Origin of the sequence: Burkholderia sp. Ac-20384, assembly GCF_017104605.1 — a bacterium.
GTDB lineage: Bacteria > Pseudomonadota > Gammaproteobacteria > Burkholderiales > Burkholderiaceae > Burkholderia > Burkholderia lata.
Genome location: NZ_JAAGPE010000001.1, coordinates 24,404 through 48,560, shown reverse-complemented (window position 1 = coordinate 48,560; position 24,157 = coordinate 24,404). Strand labels below are relative to the sequence as shown.

General features: G+C 65.0%; 22 protein-coding genes. 6 read left to right on the top strand and 16 right to left on the bottom strand.

The genetic code is table 11. The features are described from left to right. Nucleotides 1-91 precede the first annotated feature (91 nt). Nucleotides 92-988, top strand: a complete 897-nt coding sequence (locus tag G3O00_RS00195) for an AraC family transcriptional regulator (protein WP_206141610.1) — start codon at nucleotides 92-94, stop codon at nucleotides 986-988. 409 nt (nucleotides 989-1,397) lie between these two features. Here G3O00_RS00195 and G3O00_RS00190 read toward each other — a convergent pair whose 3' ends face one another. Beyond that, complete coding sequence (locus tag G3O00_RS00190; protein ID WP_206141669.1) at nucleotides 1,398-3,368, bottom strand: FAD-dependent oxidoreductase; 1,971 nt, start codon at nucleotides 3,366-3,368, stop codon at nucleotides 1,398-1,400. After that, the gene (locus tag G3O00_RS00185) at nucleotides 3,365-4,147 is read right to left on the bottom strand and encodes an SDR family oxidoreductase (protein WP_174930345.1); all 783 of its coding nucleotides are present in this window, start codon (nucleotides 4,145-4,147) and stop codon (nucleotides 3,365-3,367) included. Before G3O00_RS00185 ends, G3O00_RS00190 begins: the two co-directional genes overlap by 4 nt. Nucleotides 4,148-4,921: 774 nt before the next feature. On the opposite strand from G3O00_RS00185, the gene G3O00_RS00180 reads away from it, so the two are divergent. Then, nucleotides 4,922-5,662 (top strand): carboxymuconolactone decarboxylase family protein, encoded by a 741-nt coding sequence (locus tag G3O00_RS00180; protein WP_206141609.1) that lies wholly within the window; start codon nucleotides 4,922-4,924, stop codon nucleotides 5,660-5,662. A gap of 10 nt (nucleotides 5,663-5,672) precedes the next feature. On the opposite strand, the gene G3O00_RS00175 is transcribed toward G3O00_RS00180, so the two are convergent. From G3O00_RS00175 to G3O00_RS00170, 3 genes are all read right to left on the bottom strand, one after another. After that, entirely contained in the window at nucleotides 5,673-6,584 is a 912-nt protein-coding gene (locus G3O00_RS00175) for an NAD(P)-dependent oxidoreductase (RefSeq protein ID WP_206141608.1), read from the bottom strand. A 63-nt stretch (nucleotides 6,585-6,647) separates the two neighbouring features. Continuing rightward, nucleotides 6,648-6,782 (bottom strand): hypothetical protein, encoded by a 135-nt coding sequence (locus G3O00_RS43850; RefSeq protein ID WP_277399236.1) that lies wholly within the window; start codon nucleotides 6,780-6,782, stop codon nucleotides 6,648-6,650. Nucleotides 6,783-6,788: 6 nt separating this feature from the next. Then, nucleotides 6,789-8,456, bottom strand: coding sequence for an NAD(P)/FAD-dependent oxidoreductase (locus G3O00_RS00170; RefSeq protein WP_206141607.1), 1,668 nt, complete (start codon nucleotides 8,454-8,456; stop codon nucleotides 6,789-6,791). Nucleotides 8,457-8,468: 12 nt separating this feature from the next. Between G3O00_RS00170 and G3O00_RS00165 the strand changes: the two genes are divergently transcribed. Further along, complete coding sequence (locus tag G3O00_RS00165; RefSeq protein ID WP_241024853.1) at nucleotides 8,469-9,593, top strand: IclR family transcriptional regulator; 1,125 nt, start codon at nucleotides 8,469-8,471, stop codon at nucleotides 9,591-9,593. A gap of 36 nt (nucleotides 9,594-9,629) precedes the next feature. Then, nucleotides 9,630-10,412, top strand: coding sequence for an IclR family transcriptional regulator (locus tag G3O00_RS00160; RefSeq protein WP_206141606.1), 783 nt, complete (start codon nucleotides 9,630-9,632; stop codon nucleotides 10,410-10,412). A gap of 61 nt (nucleotides 10,413-10,473) precedes the next feature. On the opposite strand, the gene G3O00_RS00155 is transcribed toward G3O00_RS00160, so the two are convergent. Then, entirely contained in the window at nucleotides 10,474-11,589 is a 1,116-nt protein-coding gene (locus tag G3O00_RS00155) for an acyl-CoA dehydrogenase (protein WP_206141605.1), read from the bottom strand. A gap of 9 nt (nucleotides 11,590-11,598) precedes the next feature. Further along, nucleotides 11,599-12,795, bottom strand: a complete 1,197-nt coding sequence (locus tag G3O00_RS00150; protein WP_206141604.1) for an acyl-CoA dehydrogenase family protein — start codon at nucleotides 12,793-12,795, stop codon at nucleotides 11,599-11,601. A gap of 4 nt (nucleotides 12,796-12,799) precedes the next feature. Here G3O00_RS00150 and G3O00_RS00145 point away from each other — a divergent pair, with 4 nt between their 5' ends. Then, a complete protein-coding gene (locus tag G3O00_RS00145; RefSeq protein ID WP_346778944.1) occupies nucleotides 12,800-14,296 on the top strand; it encodes a nitronate monooxygenase in 1,497 nt (498 codons plus the stop codon). A gap of 493 nt (nucleotides 14,297-14,789) precedes the next feature. After that, entirely contained in the window at nucleotides 14,790-15,704 is a 915-nt protein-coding gene (locus G3O00_RS00140) for a transporter (protein WP_206141602.1), read from the top strand. Nucleotides 15,705-16,040: 336 nt separating this feature from the next. Here the strand turns inward: G3O00_RS00140 and G3O00_RS00135 are convergent, their stop codons facing one another. From G3O00_RS00135 to G3O00_RS00095, 9 genes are all read right to left on the bottom strand, one after another. Beyond that, entirely contained in the window at nucleotides 16,041-16,487 is a 447-nt protein-coding gene (locus G3O00_RS00135) for a nuclear transport factor 2 family protein (RefSeq protein WP_206141601.1), read from the bottom strand. A gap of 170 nt (nucleotides 16,488-16,657) precedes the next feature. Next, nucleotides 16,658-17,875, bottom strand: a complete 1,218-nt coding sequence (locus G3O00_RS00130; protein WP_206141600.1) for an acetyl-CoA C-acetyltransferase — start codon at nucleotides 17,873-17,875, stop codon at nucleotides 16,658-16,660. Between the two features lie 76 nt (nucleotides 17,876-17,951). After that, a complete protein-coding gene (locus tag G3O00_RS00125; RefSeq protein ID WP_174930283.1) occupies nucleotides 17,952-18,158 on the bottom strand; it encodes a hypothetical protein in 207 nt (68 codons plus the stop codon). Between the two features lie 114 nt (nucleotides 18,159-18,272). Next, nucleotides 18,273-18,725, bottom strand: coding sequence for a MaoC family dehydratase (locus G3O00_RS00120; protein WP_011349840.1), 453 nt, complete (start codon nucleotides 18,723-18,725; stop codon nucleotides 18,273-18,275). 20 nt (nucleotides 18,726-18,745) lie between these two features. Next, a complete protein-coding gene (locus G3O00_RS00115; protein ID WP_174930348.1) occupies nucleotides 18,746-19,621 on the bottom strand; it encodes a CoA ester lyase in 876 nt (291 codons plus the stop codon). A gap of 37 nt (nucleotides 19,622-19,658) precedes the next feature. Then, entirely contained in the window at nucleotides 19,659-19,946 is a 288-nt protein-coding gene (locus G3O00_RS00110; protein WP_206141599.1) for a hypothetical protein, read from the bottom strand. Then, nucleotides 19,943-21,949, bottom strand: a complete 2,007-nt coding sequence (locus G3O00_RS00105; protein ID WP_206141598.1) for an AMP-binding protein — start codon at nucleotides 21,947-21,949, stop codon at nucleotides 19,943-19,945. Before G3O00_RS00105 ends, G3O00_RS00110 begins: the two co-directional genes overlap by 4 nt. A 315-nt stretch (nucleotides 21,950-22,264) precedes the next feature. Next, entirely contained in the window at nucleotides 22,265-23,749 is a 1,485-nt protein-coding gene (locus G3O00_RS00100; protein ID WP_174930285.1) for an aldehyde dehydrogenase family protein, read from the bottom strand. A gap of 58 nt (nucleotides 23,750-23,807) precedes the next feature. Next, nucleotides 23,808-24,086, bottom strand: a complete 279-nt coding sequence (locus tag G3O00_RS00095) for a hypothetical protein (RefSeq protein ID WP_206141597.1) — start codon at nucleotides 24,084-24,086, stop codon at nucleotides 23,808-23,810. Nucleotides 24,087-24,157: the final 71 nt, after the last annotated feature.

Below are 24,157 nucleotides of genomic sequence, written 5' to 3'. Positions count from 1 at the left end.
GTTAGCCTGATGCCCCAGGATTGCTGCTCGATCGTCCAGAAGCCGCGGTGCGCATTGCGTGCGCTTCGACGCTCGTGCGATAGTCCGTCTCATGGAAACACTGGCGGAAATTGCAGCGATCATTGGCCGAAACGTCTCGAAGGATGGTTTCCACGCCACGCCGATCGAACGCATGACGCTGGTTCGGTCGTCCACGGTGACGATGCCCATGCCGAGTGTTTGCCGGCCGCAACTGTGCCTCGTCGCGCAAGGGCACAAAGAGGTCACGCTCGACGACCGCGTCTTCAGATACGCGCCGGGTCGCTATGGGGTCGTCACGTACGACCTGCCGGTGACAGGCAAGGTGGTCGAGGCAACGCCTGACAAGCCCTACCTCTGCCTGTACCTCGATTTCGATCCGGTCATGCTGGGACACATGGCGTTGCGCGTGCCGCCGCCGGAAGCGCCTTCCCCGCCCATCGGCAAGACCGTGTCCGACGCCAGCGCTGGTCTGCTCGACGCCGCGCTACGCCTGCTGCGCCTGCTCGACGATCCGGCGGCGCTTCCCGTGCTCGGGCCGCTTGCGGAGCAGGAAGTTCTGTACCGCCTGCTCGCCGGCCCCGATGGCGCCAGAATGCGCCACATCACCTCCAGCAAAGGGCCGGTCGCCCAGGTCGGCCGTGCCATCGCCTGGATCACGCAAAACTTCCGGGAGCGCTTCAGCATCGAGCAGCTTGCTGCTGAAGCGGGAATGAGTCCTTCGAGCCTGCACGACCATTTTCGCCGCGTCACGGCAATGACACCGCTGCAATTCCAGAAGCAACTCAGGCTCCAGGACGCCCGCAGCCTGATGCTGGTGCAAGGCATCGACGCTACGACTGCCGCTTTCTGCGTGGGTTACGAAAGCGCGTCGCAATTCACACGCGAATATCGACGTCACTTTGGAGAACCGCCGGCGCGTGACATCGCCCGTCTGCGCGCTTCGCCGGGGTGGGTCGGGGTCACTTGAGTCGTGATCGCCAGGACTCGATCTGGCGGGTAGTCGGGTCTGCAAGGAATCAGCCATCGCTGGGGAACGCGTTTCTCCCTGGCGAGTTCGAGCGAATCGAGGAAAGTACGTATCGGCGTCTTGCCATGACACCAACGCGCATGATGCGCTCGTTCATCGTTGTACTGATCGAGCCACGGATCAGGATCCATCCGCAATGTTCAGGCTGACGACGCACGTCGCCAAACATGTTCCCGGCAATCGGAAAACCGGCCGACCGCCACCCTCTACGCAAGTCACGTGGCGAGACGTGCCTGCCGCTTTCGCCGGCACGCCAAATAAAACGGGCGAGAGGATGGCCCGTCGGACCTTCCTCTCGCCCGCCCCCGTGCAGCACGACCGGCCTTGCAACGATTGATATTTTGCTTTCCTACTTGATCGATCGTCCGGCAATGTGACCTTCACGAATCGACGGCTGGATATCACGCGCCGACCGCGCATCGCCCACCAGATGCAGTTGATCCACACGCCCCCGCAGCGCTGCCCAGATTTCGTTCTGCGACTCCCGGTAGCCCACCAGCACCACCGTGTCGGCCGGGATGCGCTCCGTCTCGGTCCCGAAAAGCGGCCTGATCTCGGCACTGCCGCTATCGATCGACACCAGTGCCGACTGCGTGACGATGCGCAGCCGGCCCGCGCTGTACAGCCGGCGCAACGCGGCCTGCGTGCGCCCGGTGGTCTCGACGGCCGGGGCGAACATCAGGTGGCGCGTCACATAGGTCACCTCGACGCCGCGATTGATTAGCGCTTCGCAGCAGCCGATGGCTTCGTAGTGCCCGACATCGTCGAAGACCAGCGCCGTGCGCCCCAGGTCCTGCGGCGGTGCCATCGCCAGATCCAGCGACGTCAGCACCGTCGCTTCGCGCGCAATCGGCACCTGCGCGGCCGGGTCGGCCGTCTGCCGGAACTCGCGCACGTCTGCAGGCTGCGAGCCCGTTGCCACGATGACCGCGTCCGGTTCCTCGGCCAGCACGTCGTCCGCATCCACGTACGTCGACAGCCGCACGTCCGCACCGAGGCGATAGATCTCGTTCTCCAGCCAGATCGCAATGTCCCCGATCGGATGAAGTTTCGGCAGGTGTTTCGCGCAGTTCAGCAGGCCGCCCAGGTCGGACATCGCCTCGACCAGCGTCACACGGTGCCCGGCGAGCAGCGCCGTGCGCGCGGCTTCCATGCCCGCCACACCGCCACCGACCACCACCACCTTGCGCGGCGTCCCGGCTTTCTCGATCGTCTCGTCCGACAGCGTTTGCTCGTAGCCCACCGCCGGATTCACCGCGCAGCCCATCCGGCCGGCGAACGCGCCGCCCAGGCACCCCTGGTTGCAGCCGATGCACGGCCGTACCTCGGTGCCGCGCCCTTCCCGGCTCTTCACGACCAGCAACGGATCGGCGATCATCCCGCGCACGATGTTGATCATGTCGGCCTGCCCGGTCTTCAACGCCTGCTCGGCGTCGTCCAGCGTCGCATAGCGGCCCACGATGATGCGCGGCACCGTCACGCCTTCCGAAATGCGCTCGACGTGCGGCAACTGGTAGCCGACCGGCGCGTCCATTCCCGCATAGCGGTCGACGTGAAAGTAGTAGTCGCCGTGCGTGATGTTGACGAAGTCGATCAGCCCCTCGGCCTGCGCCCGCAATGCGATCGCATTGACGTCCTCGTCGGTGAGAATGCGCGGGTCCGAGCTGCCGCCGATGCGCACGCCGAGCGCGAATTCCGGCGACGTGGCCGCGCGAATCGCGCGCAATGTCTCCATGAACGCGCGGATACGGTTGTCGAAGCTGCCGCCGTACGCATCGGTACGCTGGTTCAGCACCGGCGAGAAGAATTGCGAGAACAGGTAGCCGGCGCCGGCCAGCACCTCTACGCCGTCCAGTCCCGCGGCCTGCATGCGGACGGCCGCCTTGGCGTACGCATCGATCACCTCTTCGATCTGGTCGGTGGTCATCGGAATCGGCGGTGCAACCGAGTAGCGCCCGGCCAGTGCCGAGACCGCCCACGGCAGGCCACCGTCCGCCGCCGGATCGGTGTAGCCGCCGTGCCAGAGTTGCGTAAACAGCTTCATGCCGGTCGGAGCAATGGCATCGACCAGCTTGCGCATCGGTGCGATCGATCCATCGTCGCTCGCCGTGAGCGAAAAAGTCGACGACGGGTGAACCGACGTGCTTTCGATGATCGACAACCCGGCGCCGCCTTTCGCGCGCGCCAGGTGATAGGCGATCAGGTCGTCGTTGACGTACCGGTCGGCCAGGCGCGTCGCATGCGCGGTGCGCACGATCCGGTTCGGAATCTCGACGGCGCCGATCCGAAGCGGTGAGAAAACATGCTTGTACATGGTCAGGCCACCGAACGCTTGGACGTGATGCCACCGTCGACCGTGACGATGGTGCCGCTGGTGTAACCCGAACGGGGCGACGCCAGATAGACGAACAGGTCGGCAACTTCCTCGACCGTCGCCGCACGCCCCAGCGGATAGCCCGCCATCAGCTCGTCGGAACGCGCTTCGTCGCCGAGCAGGCGCGCCGCGTGGTTGCGCAGCACCTTCGCGATGCGCTCGGTGCCGACCGGCCCCGGATTGACGCCCACCACGCGGATGCCATCCTCCAGGCTGCGGCCGCCCAGCGCACACGTGAACGCCATCAACGCGGCATTGCCGGTCGAGCCCGCGATGTAGTTGAAGTCGAAGTTCTGGCCGCCATTGCCGATGTTGTTGAGAATCACGCCGCCGCCGCGCGCCTTCATCCCGGTGTAGATCGCGCGCGTCAGGTTGATGTAGCCGAACACCTTCAGCTCCCAGCCCTTGCGCCATGCTTCTTCATCGACGTCCCACAGCGTGCCGCCCGGGATCGCACCGGCGTTGTTCACCAGGACATCGACGTCGCCGGCGAACGCGACGACCTCGTCGATCGCGCCGGGCGCCGTCATGTCCAGTGCCAGCACGTCCACGCGCACGTCATGCGCGGCACGCAGCTCGGCCGCCAGCTGTTCCAGCTTGTCTGCCGAGCGTGCGGTCAAGACGACGTGGCATCCCTCTGCGGCAAACGCCTTCGCGAGACCTTCGCCGATGCCCTGTGATGCGCCGGTGATCAGGACTCGCCGGCGTGCAAGTTTCATGTCCATTTTGGGTTTCCGTACTTTCACTACACGAAATGCGTCATTCCAGTTTCGACCCGGGGCGTGTGAGCGATGCAGCGACGTCCCTGCAGCCTTCTTCGAATATTGAACGCGGAACCGGGGTCCGGAGCCCCAGGCCGGCGCCACTATTCCGTACTTTGATCAACCGGCAGGAACCGCTCCGTACGCGTCAGCGGATGCACCGTCAGGCTCTCCCGAACGACGTTTCACCGGCACCACCCGGATACGCTCACGACGGCGATCTGCCGCTTCGTTACGCCGAATCAATGGCACGCGTTTGCGCGGACATCGGCGCGAACGACGGCTTCGATCGAGAAACGGACGTGCCGGAAATCGAATGACTCGAATGCCGTTAGCCCCGTGCGCCCGCGCGCGGCAGCACGATCTAGCCGATCGGCAGAACGACCGACATTAGCTGGTGGGGATTCATGAAATGCGTCTCCGGAATTCTTGTGCTCGTTCATTCATGGTCGAGCGTCGGGATAGCGTCGTCAATTGAGCGATGCGCTCTGTCCCGTGCTTTGGAAGCCCCCGCTCTGCAGACGCGTACGCGGTCATCCCGCGTTGCGGATGCTTTCAAAGTACGGAAACTTGAGCGCGTTTCAATTGCGGCACCTTCCTCCCGTACTTTTCAATCAGGACTGACGTGATGCAAAACAGGCGCGGCAGCGGACGCATCTCGGCCGCCACCGGAAACGCTTCGATTTCCCGGGCACACGTCGATACGCGCTACCTGACACGCTTCCAGAGGAGACACTCATGACAGACAAATCAGCGCTCAAGGCCGAGTTCGAACGACTGCACGGCTACTGGAGCGACGTGCACGACCAGGCGCTCGCAGAGGATCCCGTCTTCTTCAACGATTACCTGGTGATGGCCCGCGCCGCACTGGATGCCGGCCATCTCGAGCCCAAGCTCTGCGATCTCGTCATGATCGCCGCCAGCGCGAGCGTCACGCACCTGAACGGCGACGCGGTTGCGCTGCACATCCAGGGCGCGCTGCGTCACGGCGCCACGCGCCGGGAAATCGCGGAGGCTTTGCAGATCTCGTCGGTGCTCGGCATTCACTCGTACATGGTCGGCGTACCCGTGCTGTTCGAAGAAATCGAGGCAAACGGGCAGTCGGTCGATTCGGCATTTCCGCTCGACGAGAAATTCGAGCAGGTCAAATCGGCGTTCACTGCCAGCCGGGGCTACTGGAGCGATCAACTGACGTCGATGGTCCGCAGCTCACCGGCGTTTTTCGACGGCTATACCGCGTTCTCGTCCACGCCCTGGCGCGAGGGCACGCTGGCGCCCGTCGTCAAGGAACTGCTGTACGTGGCGATCGACGTATCGACCACCCACATGTTCGAGCCGGGCGTGCGCATTCATACGCGCAATGCGCTGCGTTACGGCGCGACACCGGCGCAGGTGCTCCAGGTCATGCAGATCGTCAGTTGCCTCGGCATGCAGAGTTTCCTGCTCGGCGTTCCGCCGCTGCGGCGGGCGGCGGCGTAGCCTGCGAGCATCACGCTGGAACGGCACGCCCCCGAACGCGCGTGCCGTTCTGCTCCTCGACGTACCGGAGGATCGACGTAAAGTCCTCGCCGCCCCGGCCGGCTTCATACGCCGCGTGCCAGACGTCCCGCGCGCGTTCGATGGCCGGCATCGCCACGTCCATCAGGCGCGCCTCGGCCAGGCCGAGCGCCATGTCTTTCTCGATCACGGCGAGCGCGGCACCGAAGTCGAATGCCCCCGACACGGCCCGGCTCATGATCTTCGAGCACGCGAAACTCTGGCCGGAACCGGAATCGATCAACCGCATCATCCTGTCCGCGTCGAGGCCGGCTTTCGCGCCCATCGCGAGCCCCTCGGCACAGACCACCAGGTTGGCGGCCATCACGACGTTGTTCACGATCTTCATGATCTGCGCCATGCCGGGGCGGTCTCCCATCGGAAACACTTCCTTGCCGATGCGCTCCAGCAGCGGCGACACCTGCTCGACCGCGGACGGCATGCCCGACACCAGCATCGCGAGCGTGCCGGCCCGCGCGGCGGACGGGCCGCCGGAGACCGGCGCGTCGACGATATCGATCCCGCGTGGCGCGAGACCTTCGCCGATTCGCTCGATCATGTCCTGGCCGATCGTCGACATCTCCACGTAAAGGCGAATCGCGGACCCGTGCATGACGCCGTCCGGACCGAGGCCGACCGCTAGCGACACGTCCCGGTTCGGCAGACAGGCGAAGACGATACTCGCCGCGTCGGCGACCGCGCGCGGCGATGCGTGCGCGACGGCGCCACCGTCGACGAACGGCGCCAGCGCTTGCGCGGACGGATCGTACACATGCAGCCGGCAACCGTGCCCCAGCAGGCGCTCAGCCATCGGCGCGCCCATGTTCCCCAGCCCCAGAAAGCCGATGTCCTGTACTGATGTCATGACTACCTCGAACAAGCTCGTGAATGGTCGATGAAGCCGCACGCACTGCGGCGGCGGTACATCTCATCGTCGTGCGTCGTTCCCGTGTAGCGGAGGACCGAAGCGGCTCGCGCGCCGCGCGTCGACGGAAAAGCTTTCCATCGGCGCGGCGAATTCGAGCCCCTGCCGGATCACGCCGGCATAGGGATCGATCGGCATCGACCGTCACGCCTCCGCTGCCTGAACATCGGCGATCACGAAGCCACGATAGTCATCGCGGACGACGTCGTCGCAAATCGCGCGGTACCGGTGAAATCCGCCCACATACGGCATGAACACACGTGGCTTGCCCGGCACGTTCGCGCCCGTGTACCAGGATTCGGCCAGCGGATACAGCGTCGCGTCCGCCACCTCGTTGACATGCTCGACCCAGCGCGTCTCCGCGTCGTGATCCGGCTCGATCGTCGCGTTGCCGTGTGCGGCGAGCTTGCCGATGCAATCGGTGATCCAGTTCAGGTGCTGTTCGATCGCGCACACCATGTTCGACTTCACGGACGGGCTGCCCGGGCCGGTCACGATGAACAGGTTGGGGAAACCCGTCGTCATCAGCCCGAGGTAGGTGCGCGGCCCGTGCGCCCATTTCTGCTTCAGCGGCAGACCGTCGCGGCCGCGGATATCGATGTCCGCCAACGCGCCGGTGATCGCATCGAAGCCGGTCGCGAACACGATCGTGTCGAGCGCGTATTCCCCCGTGGTGGTCTTCACGCCCGTTTCCGTGATTTCGACGATCGGCGCCGACTTCGTGTCGACCAGCGTCACGTTCGGCAGGTTGAAGGTCTCGTAATAGCCGGTGTCGAGGCACAGGCGCCGCGCGCCGATCGGGTAGTCCTTCGGCACGAGCAGCTCGGCGGTCGCCGGGTCCTTCACCGTGCTGCGGATCTTGCTGCGCACGAACTCCGCGGCCGTGTCGTTCGCGGCCTGGTTGGTCAGCAGGTCCTTGTACGCATACAGGAAGCTGATACTGCCGCCGGCCTTCCACTTTTCCTCGAACGTGGCGAGACGATCCTCGGGGGTATCGTCCAGGGCGTTCTTCGTCGGCGCCGCGTGCCCGGCGATACCGAAGGGCGTGTTTTGCGCCTCGGCTCGCCAGAATTCGTAACGTGCCTTGTGCCGGCCAAGGTCGTCGCCGGACAGCGCACGGTTGCGAGCCGGCAGCGTGAAGTTGGCGGTGCGCTGAAACACGAACAGCTCGCTCGCCTGCTTCGCGACGATGGGAATGACCTGGATGCCGGACGAACCCGTACCGATCACGCCCACCCGTCGCCCGGTGAAGTCGACCGGCTCGTCGGGCCAGAGGCCGGTGTGATACCACTCGCCCTTGAAGGTATCGAGCCCCTTGAATTCCGGCACGCGCGGCAACGACAGATTGCCGGTCGCCATCACGCAGAAACGTGCGGTGACCACCTGCCCGTCGACGGTCTCGACACGCCAGATGCCGTTCGACTCGTCGAAGCTCGCCGACTGCACGCGCGTGTTCAGCCGGATGTCACGACGAAGATCGAAGCGATCGGCGACGTGATTGATGTATCGGAGAATATCGCCCTGTGCGGAGAATCGCTCCGGCCAGTTCCATTCCTGCTGGAGGTCGTCGGAAAACGAATACGAGTACTCGACGCTGTCCACATCGCATCGGGCCCCGGGATATCGGTTCCAGAACCATGTGCCGCCGATGCCGCTGCCGGCTTCGAGCGCTTGCGCACGCAGGCCCAGCTTGCGGAACTTGTACAGCGCGTAAAGGCCGGCGAATCCGGCGCCGACGACGATCACGTCGAGATCCGGTGCGGCAGGTGCGCCGTCGCGACGCGTCGAACCGGTTTCGTCAGGGTATTGCATGGCGTGTCTCCAATGTTGTCATCCCGTGCGGACACCATTGGAGACCTGCCTCCCCTGCCCGACAATCGCGAGCGCCACGCCTTCCCGTGCTTTGAAAGTTCGCGCGGCAGACAGCACAAATCCGGTGCAGTAGAATTTCAAAGCACGGGAGCCCCCATTCTTGTCGACCGGATCGGCATGACCGATGCGCGCGGTTTGCCTCGGCAATCTCGCGCCTGCGACGCACGATCCGACGCGCCACTCAACCATCGACTCGACACCACGATGCAACCCGAAAGATCGCTGCCCCGGCACGCGGGCAAGAAGTCCCTCAGCGGACCCTATGGAATTGATCTGGCGTGGCCCCGCACATCGGGCAGCAATCAGGCCGATGGCACCGTCGTCGTGGCGCCGGTCGCGCGCGGCTTGTCGATTCTTTCCGCGTTTACGCCGGACAAGCCGTCGCTCGGCAACCAGGAAATCGCGGACGCGACCGGCATTCCCGCACCGACCGTGCTGCGTCTGCTGCGCTCGCTGGTGACGCTCGGCTACCTGCATCGCGACGACAGGAGCAAACGGTATTCGCTGGCATCGGCTTCGCTGGCCTTGGGCTATGCCGCGATCGCCGACCCCGAGATGCTGCGGCTCGCCAGCATCGAAATGCGGGCATTCGCCGAGGCGACGGATACGTACGTCCTGCTCGGCACACGTGATCGACTCGATGTGATCCTGCTGGAAACGCACGTCAACCGCCGCTCGCTGCTGGAATTGCAGCTGTCGCCCGGCATGCACGTGCCGATCGCGTATTCGATGATGGGCTGGGCGTTGCTGGCGGCGCTCCCGGAAGACGAACGGGAGTATCTGCGGACCCAGGTGGAGCGCCATGCCGGCGCCACGTGGCCGCCGGCCATTCGTCACCGGATGAACGACAAGATCGCGCAAGTGCATGAACTCGGCTTCTGCATGCTGCATGGCGAATGGGAGCCCGAGCTGACCTGCGTGGCCGCGCCGCTGACACTGCCCGGCCGCCCGCCCCTCGTGCTGTGCTGCGTCGGCCGCACTGCGCGGGTTGCGCAGGCGGCCGTCGAGCGGGAACTCGGATCGCGGCTCGTCGCATGTGCCCGCGTATTGCAGGAACGCCTGCCCGCGCGCCGCTGACCCTACTCGCCGCCCCATACGACTGCAGGTGCCGCCATGCCTCACGAAGCCGAAAAAACGACGATGACGCTCGAACGCGGGATGCAAGTGCTCAATGCATTTCATGCGGAGCGCATCGCGCTGACGAACGGTGACCTGGTACAGCGAACCGGCCTGTCGCGCTCGGTCGTGTCACGCCTGACCTCCACGCTGATTCAACTGGGATTCATCCGCCGTGTGGCGGGCGGCCCCCGCTTCGAGCTGGCGGCCGGCATCTTCGGCATCGGTCACACCTACCTGGAAACCAATCCCGTCACGCGGCTGGCGCAGCCGCTCATGCAACGGCTGGCCGACACGCTCGGCGCGGCGGTCGCGCTCGCCGTGCCGCACCGGCTTGAAATGCTGTACGTCGCCCATTGCTACAGCGTGCGGAATTCGACGCTGCAGCTCGGCGTCGGGTCGCTGCTGCCGATGAGCACGACGTCGATCGGCAAGGCCTGGCTGTGGGGGCTGCCGGAAGACGCGCGCAACGACTATGTCGCGCGCTTGCTGAACGCGGCGGACGCTCGTGCGCCCGCGTTGAAGGCCAGTTTTGACGCCGCATTCGACGAACTCGATTCGACCGGCGTCTGCACGTCGATCGGCGAGTTTCAACATGACGTGTACGGCATCGCGTTGCCGATCAGCGTCGGATGCTACGCGACGCCGATGGCCCTGAGCTGCGGCGCGGTGGATCTGCATCCCGACATCGACGCGATCAGGAACCGGATCGCGCCGCCGCTCAAGCTGGCCGCGGCCGAGCTCGCCGCCGCGCTTCGCGACGTGCCGTTCGTGCCTTGAGACCGGGCGCCGGCGAGCCAGGCCGCGCTTCGGACGCGTGCCGGCGCCGGCGCCGGCCTCGCTACGCCATCGCCGCCGTGTCGCGGGCCATCTGGTAGTCACTGTCGCCGAACAGCGGATCGAACATCGCCAGTCGCTTGAAATAGTCGCCGACCTCGAGCTCGTCGGTCATCCCCATCCCGCCGTGAAGCTGCACGGCCTGCTGGCCGACATAGCGCCCGGCTTTCGCCACCATCACCTTCGCGGCCGCGATCTTGCGCGTACGTTCGTCCGCCCCGGTTTCGTCGAGCGCCTGGGCCGCGACGTAGGCCATCGACAGCGCGATCTCCTTCTGGATCAGCATGTCGGCCATCCGGTGCTGCAACGCCTGGAACGCGCCGAGCGGCTTGCCGAACTGCTGGCGCGTGCGCAGATACTCGGCGGTGATCTCGATCAGCCGCTCCATCGCGCCCGCTGCCTCGGCACACAGCGCCGCGATGCCGTGGTCGATGCCGTGCTGCAGCGCGTCGAGGCCGCCTTCGATCAACGCGTCGGCAGCGACGGTCACGCCGTCGAGCGCGATATCCGCCGCACGCAAGCCGTCCATCGTCGGATAGCCCGTCACCGTCACGCCAGCGGCGTCGCGCGGCACCACGAACAACCCGATGTCGCCCGAGCCCGCCATGCGCGCGGTCACGAGCAGCGCGTCGGCCACCTCGCCATGCCACACGAGCGCTTTCCGGCCGGTGATCACGTAGCCGGTGCCGCTGCGTTCCGCTGACGTCTGCACGTTTTCCGGCTGATAGCGCGAGTCGCGCTCGAGATACGGCATTGCGACGATCCTGTCGCCGCTCGCGATGGCCGGCAGCCATGCCTGCTTCTGCGCGTCGCTGCCGTACCGGCCGAACACCGCACCCGCTACCACCGCCGACGGCACCACCGGCTCGAGTGCGAGCCCACGGCCGAGTTCGCGCTGCACGACGAGGCGGCTCGCCGGCCCTTCGCCGAAGCCGCCATGGTCGGCGTCGATCGTGAGCCCCAGCACGCCCAGTTCGCCGAGCGACGACCATACCGCGCGATCGAACGCGCCGGCTTCGCGCGAGCGCTTGCGGCGCCGCTCGAACGCATACTCGGTCTCCACGAACCGGCGCAGGCTGTCGGCCATCATCTGCTGCTCTTCGCTGTAGGTAAAGTCCATGCCTGCTCCTTAGAAACCGAGAATCATCTTCGAGATGATGTTCTTCTGAACCTCCGTCGCGCCGCCGAAGATCGAGATCTTGCGCATGTCGAAGTACGTCGATGCCGCGGGCGCGGCCCAGTCCGGCCCGCTCACCGGCTGAATGGCGCCGTCGAGCAGCCAGTCCGGCGAGTACGGCCAGCCGTGCGGCCCGGCCACCTCCTGCTGCAGCATCGCGATGTCCTGCTGGATCTCGGAGCCGCGAATCTTCAGGATCGACGCTTCCGGCCCCGGCGCCTTGCCGGCACCCTGCGTGGCGACGCGCAGCAGCAGCATCTCGAGCGCCATCACGTCCATCTCGATCCGCGCGATCTTGTCGCGCATCCGGACGTCGTCGATCATGACGCCGCCTTTGCCGTCCGGCGTGACCTGCGCGTAGTGCTTGAGCTGGCGCAGCTCGCGGTAGCAGTGGCCGATGCCCGCGATGCCCGTGCGCTCGTGCCCGAGCAGATACTTCGCGTACGTCCAGCCCTTGTTCTCATCGCCGACCAGGTTCTCGACCGGCACCTCGACCTCCTCGAGCCAGGTCTCGTTGACGTCGTGGCCGCCGTCGAGCGTCACGATCGGGCGCACGGTCACGCCGGGCGACTTCATGTCGATCAGCAGCAGCGAGATGCCTTCCTGCGGTTTCGCGTCCGGATCGGTGCGGACCAGGCAGAAGAGCCAGTCGGCGAAATGCGCCATCGTCGTCCAGGTCTTCTGGCCGGTGACCACGTACTTGTCGCCCTTGCGCACCGCACGCGTCTTCAGCGATGCGAGATCGCTGCCCGCGCCCGGCTCGGAATAGCCCTGGCACCAGAAGTCGTCCATGTCCGGAATGCGCGGCAGAAACCGCGCCTGCATCTGCGGCGACGCGTATTTCATCAGCACCGGCCCGATCATCAGCAGACCGAACGGCAGCAGGCGCGGTGCGCCGAGCTTGAACGACTCGATCTCGAAGATGAGGCGCTGCAGCGGGCTCCAGCCGGTTCCGCCGTGCTCCTTCGGCCATGCGGGCGCCCCCCAGCCGTGGGCGTTCAGGATCCGGTGCCATCGCACGTAATCGTCCTTCTCGACGCGGCGGTGCCCCAGGACCTTGTCCCGGATATCGTTCGGCAAGTTCGCGTCGACGAACGCGCGCACTTCTTCGCGGAATGCGTGTTCCGCCGCGGTGTAACGCAGGTCCATCCTGATGTCCTCCTCGATGCTCGACGGGCGCGCAACGACAGCACGCGCAATCGGTTTGTTTCTGTCGCTATCGAGTGTGTTGGACCGCGATACGCGGTGCAACTGGTATTCGGCGAACGCGGCATTCGGCATCCGCGAACAGGCCGGCTGCGTTGGTTGGCTGCGTTGGTTGGCTCCGTTTGCCGGCCGTGACAGGGCGCGGCCGATGCGTTCGGAAAGCGCGAACGCTGCCGTCGCGACTTGCGATTTGAACCTGCCCGGAGCCCTTGTTACATTGAATTCACCGAAACCCGCACGCCTGCACGCATCGCGCAACCGGGCTTCTCCGCGACGACGACGCCACCCCGGCACGCGGGCGGCAACCGTCGCGCGGCGCGATCGAACGGTCGTCGAACATCCATCAAAACAGGAGGCAGACTTGTCCAGACTGAAAACCCCGTTGTGCGAACTGCTCAACATCGAATACCCGATTCTCCAGGCCGGCATGGGCGGCGTGGCGTTCGGCCCGCTGGCCGCCGCCGTGTCGAAGGCCGGCGGCCTCGGCACGATCGCCGCGATCTCGCCGACGCCCGAGCGCGTCGAACAGGAAATCAAGCTCGTACGCAGCCTGACCGACAAGCCGCTGTGCGTCGATATCGGCTTTCCGCTGCGCGCGCCCAAGAACCTCGCGTCGATCAAGATCGAGAACCTGCCGTCGCCGATCGTTCAACTGCAAAAGGAAATCGAGGCGCTCGGCATCGAGGTGAAGCCCGTCGACGACCAGGCGATGGGCATCGAGGACGCGAAAACCAAGCTGGAGATCTGTTTCAAGCACAAGGTCGAGGTCATCGCGTGCGCGCTGGGCACGCCGGCGTGGGTGGTCGATGAATGCCACGCGCGCGGCATCAAGGTCGTCAGCATGGTCGGCTCGGCCCGGCATGCGAAGGCCGCGATCAAGGCCGGCACCGACGTCGTCGTCGTGCAAGGCACCGAAGGCGGCGGCCATACCGGTGACGTCGGCCTGATCACCCTGCTCGCGGAAGTGCTCGAGTTTTCGCCGGTGCCGGTGGTTGCGGCCGGCGGCATCGTGACGGGCTCGCAGATCGCCGCCGTGCTGACCCAGGGCGCGCAGGGCGTGTGGGTCGGGACGCGCTTCATCGGCAGCCAGGAGGCGACGGTCGGCCCGAACTACAAGCAGTCGATCGTCGACGCCGGCTACGACCAGACCATTCGTTCGCTGCTGTTCGACGGCCTGTACGTGCGCCAGCTCAAGAACCGCTACACCGAGGTGTGGGAAGGCCACGAGGACGAAATGCTGCCGTATCCCGAGCAGCGCGTCGCCATCGGGCCGGTTCGCTTCGCATCGGTGGAGGCGGACCTGAAGGATCATCAGCCGCTGCCGGCAGGCCAGGGTTCGAGCCTGATCCGCGACGTGCCGCCGGCCGGCGACGTGCTGCGCCGCCTGGTCGATGAAACGGTGGCGACGCTCAAGGACTCACGTGGCCGAGTCGAATTCGCCTGATCGGCAGCACTGAAAATGCCGGACCGGCGACAACGCGGTCCGGCACTTCACTATCGGCCGCGCGCCGAAATACCTCGTGCGGGCCCGGTCTGGACTGGCCCGACACGAAGAGACTCAAGCGACACAGTCAGACTGGCGACTACCTGGATCGAGCAACGTCAATGTTGTGCCGGGCAATCAATCGCGCCCTCACGCTCGTCGATATTTCACAAGCCGTCCCTCAGACAGACTCGCTGACCATGCGAACTCCGGATCGACGACCATCCGGACGAAAAATGAACACGACAGAAGTCCACCTAGAAGGAGGAAGTCCGCCTCCTCCGACTTGATCACGAAAATCAAACACTCATATCCGTGATCAAAATATCCAAAAAATCAAATCAATCCGGAGACCAACACAATAAATAGATAATCACCAATCCGCACTTCACCGCCGAAAGCATATCAAACCGACCCAAACAAGAAGTCGAGAAGAATCAAACGGAGACAAGTGATGTGGAAGCTACTTTCAGCCAGCCTGCTGGCGTGCCTGATTTCGTCCGAAGCTTTTTCAGCGCAAGGTGTTGCGTACGGAGGGCCGGTCGGAGGAACCGACATACAGAATGCAGTCTTGCCGGACAAAGCCGGATTTTACGGGGGGCTGGTTGTCGGTTACGTGAAATCCTATTCGCTCATGGGGAATGGCGGCCAGAATTCCATTGCCGATTTCTCAACGTCGAGCGGCCTGAGCGAATTCGCGCTTCTTTACATCTATCCGTTCAAGTTGTTTGGGGGAACGCTGGGTACGATGGTCGCGGACGGCGGCGGCATCGGGCGGGTCAAGCTCAACGACCGATACGAGTCATGGCGGGGATTCAATGACGTCTACTCCGACATCCTGATGTGGAGCACCCATGTCGGAGACAATCCGGTGAGAGGGCTGACGGTCAAACTGGCGTACTCGATGATGCTCGCGGCAGGTACCTACGATTCCAGGCGGATTGTTTCGACGGGTCAGAACACGTTCTACTACATCCCGAATTTCGCGCTCACCTACCTGACCGGCCCCAACCGCCTGGGTGATGGCCTGGAACTCGACGGGCATGTCTTCTTTGATATTGCGGGCAGAAACCCGACGACGAATTACAACAACGGGCTGGTCATCGATATCGACGCCGCGATCAGTGAAATAATCGGGCGCTGGCAGATTGGCGTTGCCGGTTATTATGCTCGCCAGGTCACCGAGGATCGACAAAACGGCCAGATCGTACCCGGAGACCGCTTTGGCATTGCGGTGGCCGGCCCGGTAATCGCGTACAGCATCCCGGAATGGGGCGCGAGCGTCAAACTCAAGGCTCAATTTGGAATCTGGGCGAGAAACACGGCCAAGGCAAATGGCTTGCTGCTGTTTTTCAGCAAAGCGTTCTGATCGAATCGATTGTTCCTGACTGGAACGATCACGGGGCGCGGACATACTACTGGCCGCGCCCGATTTTGCGTATGACTCGATCGAAATCGCAGGACTGGTAACGTCAGCCGGCGTCCCGGTCTCTACGGGGCGCCGACGCGGGAACGATAACGGCCATGCGCCGACGTCCATCTCGTAGAACGGCTCGACGTGACGTTCGACGCGGGTGACGGGTCTCGCAACCTCCACCGGGCACCCGGAAGCGTTGAATCTGGTCCACCGCAACGTGCCCTTCTGCCGCGACGACCTGTGCACGGGCACTCGCCAACGTACGCTCCGGGTGACGGATTCAACCGGTCACATGTGTACCTGAATTCGAGCCGAGAGGCTCGAGATCAACCACTTGCCGTCGACGCGAACATAGTCGCATTCCATCGTTTCAAAACCCAGGTCGATCTTCAGGCCGCGCGCTTTGGGATCCGTGCCTACGCCCTGAATCCACCAGATGCCATTCGCCTTGTCGGCACTGTCGAACTCGATCTGCGGCATGAGTCCGAGGTGAACCGAGCGCTCTGCGCCGACGAACTGCTTGAGGAATGACACGAACGTATCCGGCCCGTTCAGTACCACAGGTTGCGTCAGTTTCACGGCTTCCGCCGGTGTTTCGTCCGAGAACGAAATCCTGACATCGTGCGTGAGCAGCCCCGCGATCTTGTCTTTTTCGTAATCGACCGCCCTGAAAAATTTGTACTGAAGCGTCTTGATATCTTCAATGGCAACCAGTCGATCAATATCTGAAATCACTTTACGTCTCCTTTGGATTATTCAATTTTTAATAAAGGCGATGTTGCGCAAGCGTTTCTGCATTTTATTCAACCAACAAACTGCTTTCGGATCGTATAAGCCGCATGTCAAACATTCAAATCGTCATCCGCGAAGCGCGTGTTCTCCTTTCGCGAACCGGATGATTGCCGTTACGCGGCAACGCGCTCGAATACCGCCGCGAGCCCCTGGCCGCCGCCGATGCACATCGTCTCCAGCCCGTAGCGCCCCGCGCGGCGATCGAGTTCGCGCAGCATCGTCGCGAGAATCCGCACGCCGGTCGCGCCGACCGGATGGCCGAGCGAAATGCCGGAACCGTTGACGTTCAGCCGCTCATAATCGCCGGCGTCGAATCCCATGCCCGCCGTACAGGCGAGCACCTGGGCCGCGAACGCCTCGTTCAGCTCGATCAGGTCGAGGTCCTTCAGCGCGAGGCCCGCGCGCCGCAATGCGAGCTCGGTCGCGGGCACGGGGCCAATCCCCATCCGCTCCGGCTCGACGCCCGCAACCGCCCACGTGACGAGGCGCGCCAGCGGGCGCAGGCCGAGTTCAGCCGCCTGCTCCGGCGTCGTCACGATGCAGACGGCCGCACCGTCGTTCTGTCCGCTCGCATTGCCGGCCGTCACCGTCGATTCCGCGTCGACCTTCTGCCGGACCGGGCGCAGCGCCGCCAGGCTTTCCATCGTCACGTCCGCGCGCGGATGCTCGTCGCGATCGACCAACGTAGTGCCGCCTTTCGTCTTCACCTGCACCGGCACGATCTCGTCGCCAAAACGGCCGGATTCGTGCGCGGCGATCGCGCGGCTGTGCGACCGGTACGCGAGCGCGTCCTGCGCGTCGCGCGTGATCCCGTATTCGCGTCGCAGGTTCTCGGCGGTCTCGAGCATCCCGCCTTCGACCGGATGATGGCGGCCGCCGGACGTGATGCGCCCGCGTGCGATGCGGTCCCACATCGGCGACGAATCGCCGCGCAGGCCGCCCCAGCGTGCGCCGAGCATGTAGTGCTCCGCCTGGCTCATGCTCTCGGCGCCGCCGGCGAGCACCAGGTCGGCCGCGCCGGTCTGCACGCGCATCGCCGCGTCGATCACCGCCTGCAGGCCCGATCCGCACCGGCGGTCGAGCTGCAACCCGGGCACGCGAATGCCGAGGCCCGCGTCGAGGCTCGCGACGCGCCCGATCGCCGGCGCCTCGCCGTTGGGGTAGCACTGGCCGAAAATCACGTCGTCGATCCGCGCGGGGTCCAGCGCCGTGCGCCGCACCAGCTCGCGGATCACCGTCTCGGCCAGCGTCGCGGCCGGAATGTCCTTGAACACGCCGCCGTAGCGCCCCACCGGCGTGCGCACCGGTTCGCAGATCACTGCTTGTCTCATGAGAACCTCGTTTCGATTGAATGAAGCGGGATGAGCCGACGGCGATCGTCGCGCATGGCCGTTCGGTCGCCCTAGATTACGCGCCAATCCCGCCCTCTGCGATCTCGCACGCATCGAGCACGAGCAGGCGGCTATCGATCTCGTCGTTCGCGTCGCCCGGCGCCAGCGCCATCACCGGCCGGTCGAACTGCGAAAGCGTGGCCGAGAAGCGGATCGGCAACCCCATGCCTGCCGCGTCCACCTCGTCGTGCAACGCATGTGCGCGCCGCTGTCGTGCCGTCACTTCTGCGCGATGCGCGTGAACGGCGCGCGGCCGCCGCCGGCCGCATTCGCTTCACGTTCCTTCCCGGCTGCGCGGCAAACGCGACACGCGTCTGCCGCGCGCGAAGCCGTGCGCTTACTTCGGGCGCAGCATCATCAGGCCGGTGCGCACCGCCGTGCAGACTTCCTCGTCGCGCTGGTTCAGCGCGACGTGGCGGAACACGACGATGCCCGAGTCGCTGCGGCTTTTCGACAGCCGCGCGCTGACGATCTCGGTCCGCACGCGAATCGTGTCGCCGTGGAAGGTCGGCTTCGGAAACTTGATTTCCTGGAAACCGAGGTTGCCGAGCGTCGTGCCGAGCGTCGTTTCATACACGGTGATGCCCGCGACGAGCGCCAGCAGGAACATGCTGTTGACGAGCCGCTGCCCGTAGATCGAGCCCTTGCTGTACTCGGCATCGATGTGCAGCGGCGCGCAGTTGTACGTCATCGCGGAGAACAGCACGTTGTCGGTTTCCGTCACGGTGCGGCGGATCGCGTGTTCGACCACGAGGCCTTCACGGCAGTCTTCGAAATAGAGTCCGGGCATTTGTCTGGTTCCTTGTTCAGTCAGTGATTGAGGGATTTCGCCCGCGCGACGATCTCGTGCGCGGTCTTGACGTGGGCGATGTCGATGTGTTCGCCGTCGTAGATGCACGATGCGCGGCCGCCGGCCTGCGCCTCGTCGAGCGCGGCGATCATGCCTTCGTAGTACGCGACTTCGTCGGGCGACGGGCTGTACACGTCGTTGATCGTCGCGACGTTCGACGGATGCAGCGCGAGCTCGCCGGACATGCCGAGATTGCGGTCGAGCAGCGACGACTTGCGCAGCCCGTCGAGATCCTTGACCTGCTGCCACACACCGCCGATCGCATGCTTGCCGGCCGCACGCGCGGCCATCACCGCGCGCGACTTGAAGTACAGGCTTTCGCGGCCGTCCGGCGTCCACACGTAGCCGAGTGCACGTGCGACGTCCGCGTTCTTCGCGGTTGCGCCGACGATCGCGCCGACGCGCTCGCGCGACGCGATTTCATACGCGAACTGCAGCGAACGCGCGGTCTCCAGCAGCGGTATCACGCGTGTCGAGCCGAGCGCCGCGCCGTTGCGGAATTCCGCCTCGGTGAGCATCATCGACACGCAGTCGATGTCCTCCGGCCCGACGGGCTTCGAGATCACGATCCCCTCCACGTGCGGCCCGACCACCGCGAGGATGTCGTCGAAGTCGTACAGGTACGGGCTGCGGTTGATCCGCACATACACGCGCTGCTGCTGTTCGGCGAGCCACGCCAGCTTCGAGCGGACGACCGCGCGGGCCTCGACCTTCAGCGGCACGGGGACGCTGTCTTCGAGATCGAGAATCAGCGCGTCCGCTTTCGCGGTAATCGATTTCTCGATCCAGTCCGGCTTGTTGCCCGGCACGAACAGCAGCGATCGGGCCGGCCTCATGGCATTCGTAGTCACATTTGTCTCCTGGTTGCCTGGTTCATGCGAAAAAAAAGTGATTCGGGACGTCGCAACGGCGTTGCTTCTGCGTCGCTCCGTGCGGCGATGGAAATCCGGCTGACGCGTCTCGGAAAACGCGCACGCGTGCTTGCGATTCGTCGGTGTCGTATGCAGTCGAACTCACCGCGTTCCACGTGTTGGCGGTTGCATGCGCCAAGGGCGCCGCCGGTGCGGAACGCATGGCGCTCGTCACGTTCGACCGATCAGTCGTGGTCGTTGCGACGCAACGAGGGTTCGGCAGGATGAGGTCGTCGTCGCGTTCGCTCATCTGCTGTCCGTCATCTTTGAAATGCCGTGCCGGCTTGCCGCCGCCGCGATCGCATCCAGCGTCTCGGGGTTGGCCAGCGAAGACAGGTCGCCGGGCGGCAGCCCGAGGCATGCGGCACGCACCGCGCGGCGCATGATCTTCATGTTGCGGGTCTTGGGCAGATCGTCGACGAACAGCACGAGCGCCGGCCGAAACGCGGTGCCGAGCCCCGACACGACGGCCGCGCTCAACGCGTTCTCGACGTCCGCACCGGCCGTCACACCCGGCATCAACGTGACCACGAGCGCGACGGTCTCGCCCTTGACGCGGTCGGGCACGCCGATCGCCGCCGCTTCGGCGACGCGCCCCGTCGCCATCACGAGCGTCTCGATCTCGGCGGGCCCGGTGCGCTTGCCGGCGACTTTCAGCGTATCGTCGGCGCGGCCGAGCACATACCAGAACCCGTCCGCGTCGATCGCGGCGCGATCGCCATGCCGCCACATTCCGGATGTCGTGCCCCAGTAGCTGGCCAGATAGCGTTCGTTGTCGTGCCACAACCCGCGCGTGAGGCCGATCGACGGCGCGCGCAACGCGAGCTCGCCGGTCCCGCCCGGCCCGACCGACCGGCCCGCGTCGTCGACGACATCGGCACCCATGCCCGGAATCGGGCCTGCAAATGCGCACGGCTTCAACGGATGGATCACAGTGCCGGTGACGATGCCGCCGCCCACTTCCGTGCCGCCCGAATAATTGATGATCGGCCGGCTGCCGCCGCACACCTTGTCGAACATCCAGCGCCACGCATCGACCGTCCACGCCTCGCCGGTCGACAGCGCGATCCGCAGCGCGGAAAGATCGTAGTTCTCGATACCCGCACCGCCCGCCTGCATGAAGCTGCGCACGATCGTCGGCGCGATGCCGAGCACGCTCACGCGATGCTGATCCATCAGCCGCCAGAACCGCCCGGAGTCGGGGAAATCGTGCGCGCCCTCGGCCATCACGATGGTGCCGCCGAGCAACGTGGTGCCGTAGATCAGCATCGGCCCGACCAGCCAGCCCATGTCGCTCAGCCACATCAACCGGTCGCCGGCGCGCATGTCCGCGCACAGCCCCATGTCCAGCGCGAGCTTCGTGATCAATCCGCAGTGCGAATGAACGGTTCCTTTCGGCTTGCCGGTCGTGCCGGACGTGTACATCAGCATCATCGGCGCGTCGGCCGGCATTTCGGTGGTCGGCGCGTCGATCGGCTGGCCGTCGATCAGGTCATCCCACCCGTGATCGACCCGTGCATCCCATTCGGTGTCGGTGCCGCGGTTGCGCAGCACGACGACGTGCTTCAGCGTCGGCACGTCCGCGCGCGCCGCATCGATCGTCTGCTTCATCGGCGTCACCTTGCCGCGACGCGTGCTCGCATCGGCCGTCAGCACCGCCACCGCGCCCGCATCCTGCAGGCGGCTCGCGACGGCCTGCGCGCCGAATCCGGAAAACAGCGGCAGCACGATCGCGCCGATCTTCGAGATCGCCAGCATGCCCGCCACGGCCTCGGGCACCATCGGCAGGTAGAGCGCGATGACGTCGCCGCGCTGGCAGCCGAGCTGGCGCAACCCGGCCGCGAGGCGGCTCGTCTGCGCGTCGAGCTCGGCGTACGTCCAGCGGCGCACGGTGCCGTCCTCGCCTTCCCAGACCACGGCCTCCTGCCGGTCACGTGCGGTGCCGCGATAGCGGTCCAGGCAATTCAGCACCGCATTGGTCGTGCCGCCGACACACCACTTCGCCCACTCGATGCCGTCGCGCGTATCGACCACCGATTCGTAAGGCTGATAGAAACGCAGGTCCATGTGCCGGATCAGCGCGTTCCAGTAGTCATCGGGACGAGTCTCGGCGAATTCCAGCAATTGCTGGTACCCGGCCGGATCGGCCTGCTCGATGCCGACGTACCGCATGAACGCAGCCAGGGTACTGGCGCGTGCCGCCTCCGGTTCGGGGCGCCACGCCACGTCGTACACCTGCCATGCAGTTTCCATTCACGTCTCCGGTTTGACCTGGCATTGCTTTGATTCAATGCTAGTCGTGCGCACCGGCCGCACTCAAGTTTTCACTCGCGAACCCGCGATTCGCATTGCGCGAATCGTTGCGTCGGGCATGTGTACGCACGTGCCGGAGGTACCGCGTTTCGAGCGGGACGTGATGGCGGATGCGGCGAACGCGCATCCGGTGGATAGCCCTCTTTTCGACGTGTTCGCACGTACTTGATGCGGGGCTTTCGCACAAGTTCGAGCAGGCAAAAGAGCGCGGGCCGCTGCCGATATCGCTCAGGATTCCGACCGGCCCGCGTCAGATCAATACCGGAGCATCACCGACTTCGCTTCCGTGTAGGTCTGGATCGACTCCGCGCCGAACTCGCGGCCAAGCCCCGACTGCTTGTAGCCACCGAACGGCATCACCGGATCGGTTTCGCCGAACGTGTTGATCCAGATCCGGCCACCCTTCAACGCCGCCGCGATCCGGTGCGCCCGGCCGATGTCGCGCGTCCAGATGCCGCCGGCGAGCCCGTAAGTGGAATCGTTGCCCTGCGCGATCACGTCTTCTTCGGTATCGAACGGAATCACGCAGACGACCGGGCCGAAGATCTCCTCCTGCGCGATCCTCATTGCGTTGCTTACACCGGAGAACACCGTCGGCTCGACGTAGTAACCGGCATCGCACGCTTGCCGGCCACCGGTCAGCAACGTCGCGCCTTCGTCGTTGCCTGCGTCCACGTACGACATCACGCGATCGCGCTGCTTCGACGAAATCAGCGGGCCGAGTTTCGTATCGGCGTCGAACGGGTTGCCGACTTTCAGGCTCGCGGCGAGCTTCGCCACTTCGTTCGCGAATTCATCGTGAATGCTGCGATGAACGAACAGGCGCGTGCCGGACGAGCAGATCTGCCCGGAATTGCGCGTGAAGCCGTTGACCGCGGCAGCCAGCGCCTTGTCGAGATCGGCATCCGGAAACACGATATGCGGGCTTTTCCCGCCAAGCTCGAGCGTCACGCGCTTCAGGTTGCCGGCCGACGCGAGCAGGATCTGCTTGCCGATTGCGGTCGAGCCGGTAAACGCGACCTTGTCGATACCCGGATGCTCGGAGATCGCCGCGCCGACCGTCTGCCCATAGCCGGTTACCACGTTCATCACGCCCGGCGGCAACCCCGCTTCGTGAAAAATCTCGACGAGCCGCAGACAGGTCAACGACGCGAGTTCCGACGGCTTCGCGACGATCGTGTTGCCGCATGCGAGCGCCGGCCCGAACTTGACGCCGGCCAGCAGCAGCGGCACGTTCCATGGGTTGATCTGGCCGCAGACCCCGATTGGCTCGCGCAGCGTGTAAATGAAGGCCGACGGGTCGGTCGGCACGGTCGTGCCGAGAATCTTCGTCGGCCAGCCCGCGTAGTAACGGAACGTGTCGACGGTCATCTTCACCACCGCCGCGCTGAACCAGGCCGGCATCCCGTTATCGAGCGTCTCGAGTGCGGCCAGTTCGTCCGCGTGTTGCTCGATCGCGTCTGCAAGGCGCAGCAGCACGGCGGTGCGCGCATGCGGAGACATGTCGCGCCAGCCCGACGATTCGAACGCGCGCCGCGCGGCGGCCACCGCAAGGTCGACGTCCGCCTTGTCGCCTTCGGCGATGTGTGCGAGCACGTCCGCCGTCGCCGGGTTCAACGTCTCCATCGTCCTGCCGGACGCGGCCGGCACCCACTTGCCGTCGATGAAGTGCTGCTTGGCGCCGGAGCGGCACCACGCAAGCGCCGCGGCCAGGCCGGGATGTTCGGATTCTGACTTCATGGAATGAGCGGTCACTGACTGTCTCCGTTAATGATGGTTCTTGATGTTTCGCTGCGCGTCATCGACGGGACGATCCTCGTCCCTGTTGCGTGCAGCGTCGGTTGCGTCGGCCGCTCGATGCGGCCTTGCGATGGAACTGGTGAGCGATCTTGCTGTTGAAGCACAGGCCGTCGCGTCTGTCGCGTGCTTGTAACGCGTCGTCGATGGTCAGGCCGGGCGCCGACCGGCCGCAGGTGTTCGTCACGCCAACATGCGTGGAAAGCGCCCCGCTTTCGCGCAGCAGGCGACGCCAATGATCCGAAACAATGCGTTTCACCCTCCATGCTTTTTCAATCATTTGTATTTCTAATTGTTCGCATAATGCAGTGAAGCACCCTGCGACCGCCTGCGCCTGATTCGTTCGATCCG

Bases quoted from the DNA above. Each gene is read 5' to 3' on its own strand.
- G3O00_RS00140 (WP_206141602.1), top strand. From the start codon at position 14,790: ATGTGGAAGCTACTTTCAGCCAGCCTGCTGGCGTGCCTGATTTCGTCC.
- G3O00_RS00150 (WP_206141604.1), bottom strand. From the start codon at position 12,795: ATGGACCTGCGTTACACCGCGGCGGAACACGCATTCCGCGAAGAAGTG.
- G3O00_RS00160 (WP_206141606.1), top strand. From the start codon at position 9,630: ATGCCTCACGAAGCCGAAAAAACGACGATGACGCTCGAACGCGGGATG.
- G3O00_RS00130 (WP_206141600.1), bottom strand. From the start codon at position 17,875: ATGAGACAAGCAGTGATCTGCGAACCGGTGCGCACGCCGGTGGGGCGC.
- G3O00_RS00195 (WP_206141610.1), top strand. From the start codon at position 92: ATGGAAACACTGGCGGAAATTGCAGCGATCATTGGCCGAAACGTCTCG.
- G3O00_RS00185 (WP_174930345.1), bottom strand. From the start codon at position 4,147: ATGGACATGAAACTTGCACGCCGGCGAGTCCTGATCACCGGCGCATCA.
- G3O00_RS00145 (WP_346778944.1), top strand. From the start codon at position 12,800: ATGTCCTCCTCGATGCTCGACGGGCGCGCAACGACAGCACGCGCAATC.
- G3O00_RS00165 (WP_241024853.1), top strand. From the start codon at position 8,469: ATGTTGTCATCCCGTGCGGACACCATTGGAGACCTGCCTCCCCTGCCC.
- G3O00_RS00175 (WP_206141608.1), bottom strand. From the start codon at position 6,584: ATGACATCAGTACAGGACATCGGCTTTCTGGGGCTGGGGAACATGGGC.
- G3O00_RS00170 (WP_206141607.1), bottom strand. From the start codon at position 8,456: ATGCAATACCCTGACGAAACCGGTTCGACGCGTCGCGACGGCGCACCT.
- G3O00_RS00095 (WP_206141597.1), bottom strand. From the start codon at position 24,086: ATGATTGAAAAAGCATGGAGGGTGAAACGCATTGTTTCGGATCATTGG.
- G3O00_RS00110 (WP_206141599.1), bottom strand. From the start codon at position 19,946: ATGAGCGAACGCGACGACGACCTCATCCTGCCGAACCCTCGTTGCGTC.
- G3O00_RS00180 (WP_206141609.1), top strand. From the start codon at position 4,922: ATGACAGACAAATCAGCGCTCAAGGCCGAGTTCGAACGACTGCACGGC.
- G3O00_RS00120 (WP_011349840.1), bottom strand. From the start codon at position 18,725: ATGCCCGGACTCTATTTCGAAGACTGCCGTGAAGGCCTCGTGGTCGAA.
- G3O00_RS43850 (WP_277399236.1), bottom strand. From the start codon at position 6,782: ATGCCGATCGATCCCTATGCCGGCGTGATCCGGCAGGGGCTCGAATTC.
- G3O00_RS00105 (WP_206141598.1), bottom strand. From the start codon at position 21,949: ATGGAAACTGCATGGCAGGTGTACGACGTGGCGTGGCGCCCCGAACCG.
- G3O00_RS00155 (WP_206141605.1), bottom strand. From the start codon at position 11,589: ATGGACTTTACCTACAGCGAAGAGCAGCAGATGATGGCCGACAGCCTG.
- G3O00_RS00100 (WP_174930285.1), bottom strand. From the start codon at position 23,749: ATGAAGTCAGAATCCGAACATCCCGGCCTGGCCGCGGCGCTTGCGTGG.
- G3O00_RS00115 (WP_174930348.1), bottom strand. From the start codon at position 19,621: ATGAGGCCGGCCCGATCGCTGCTGTTCGTGCCGGGCAACAAGCCGGAC.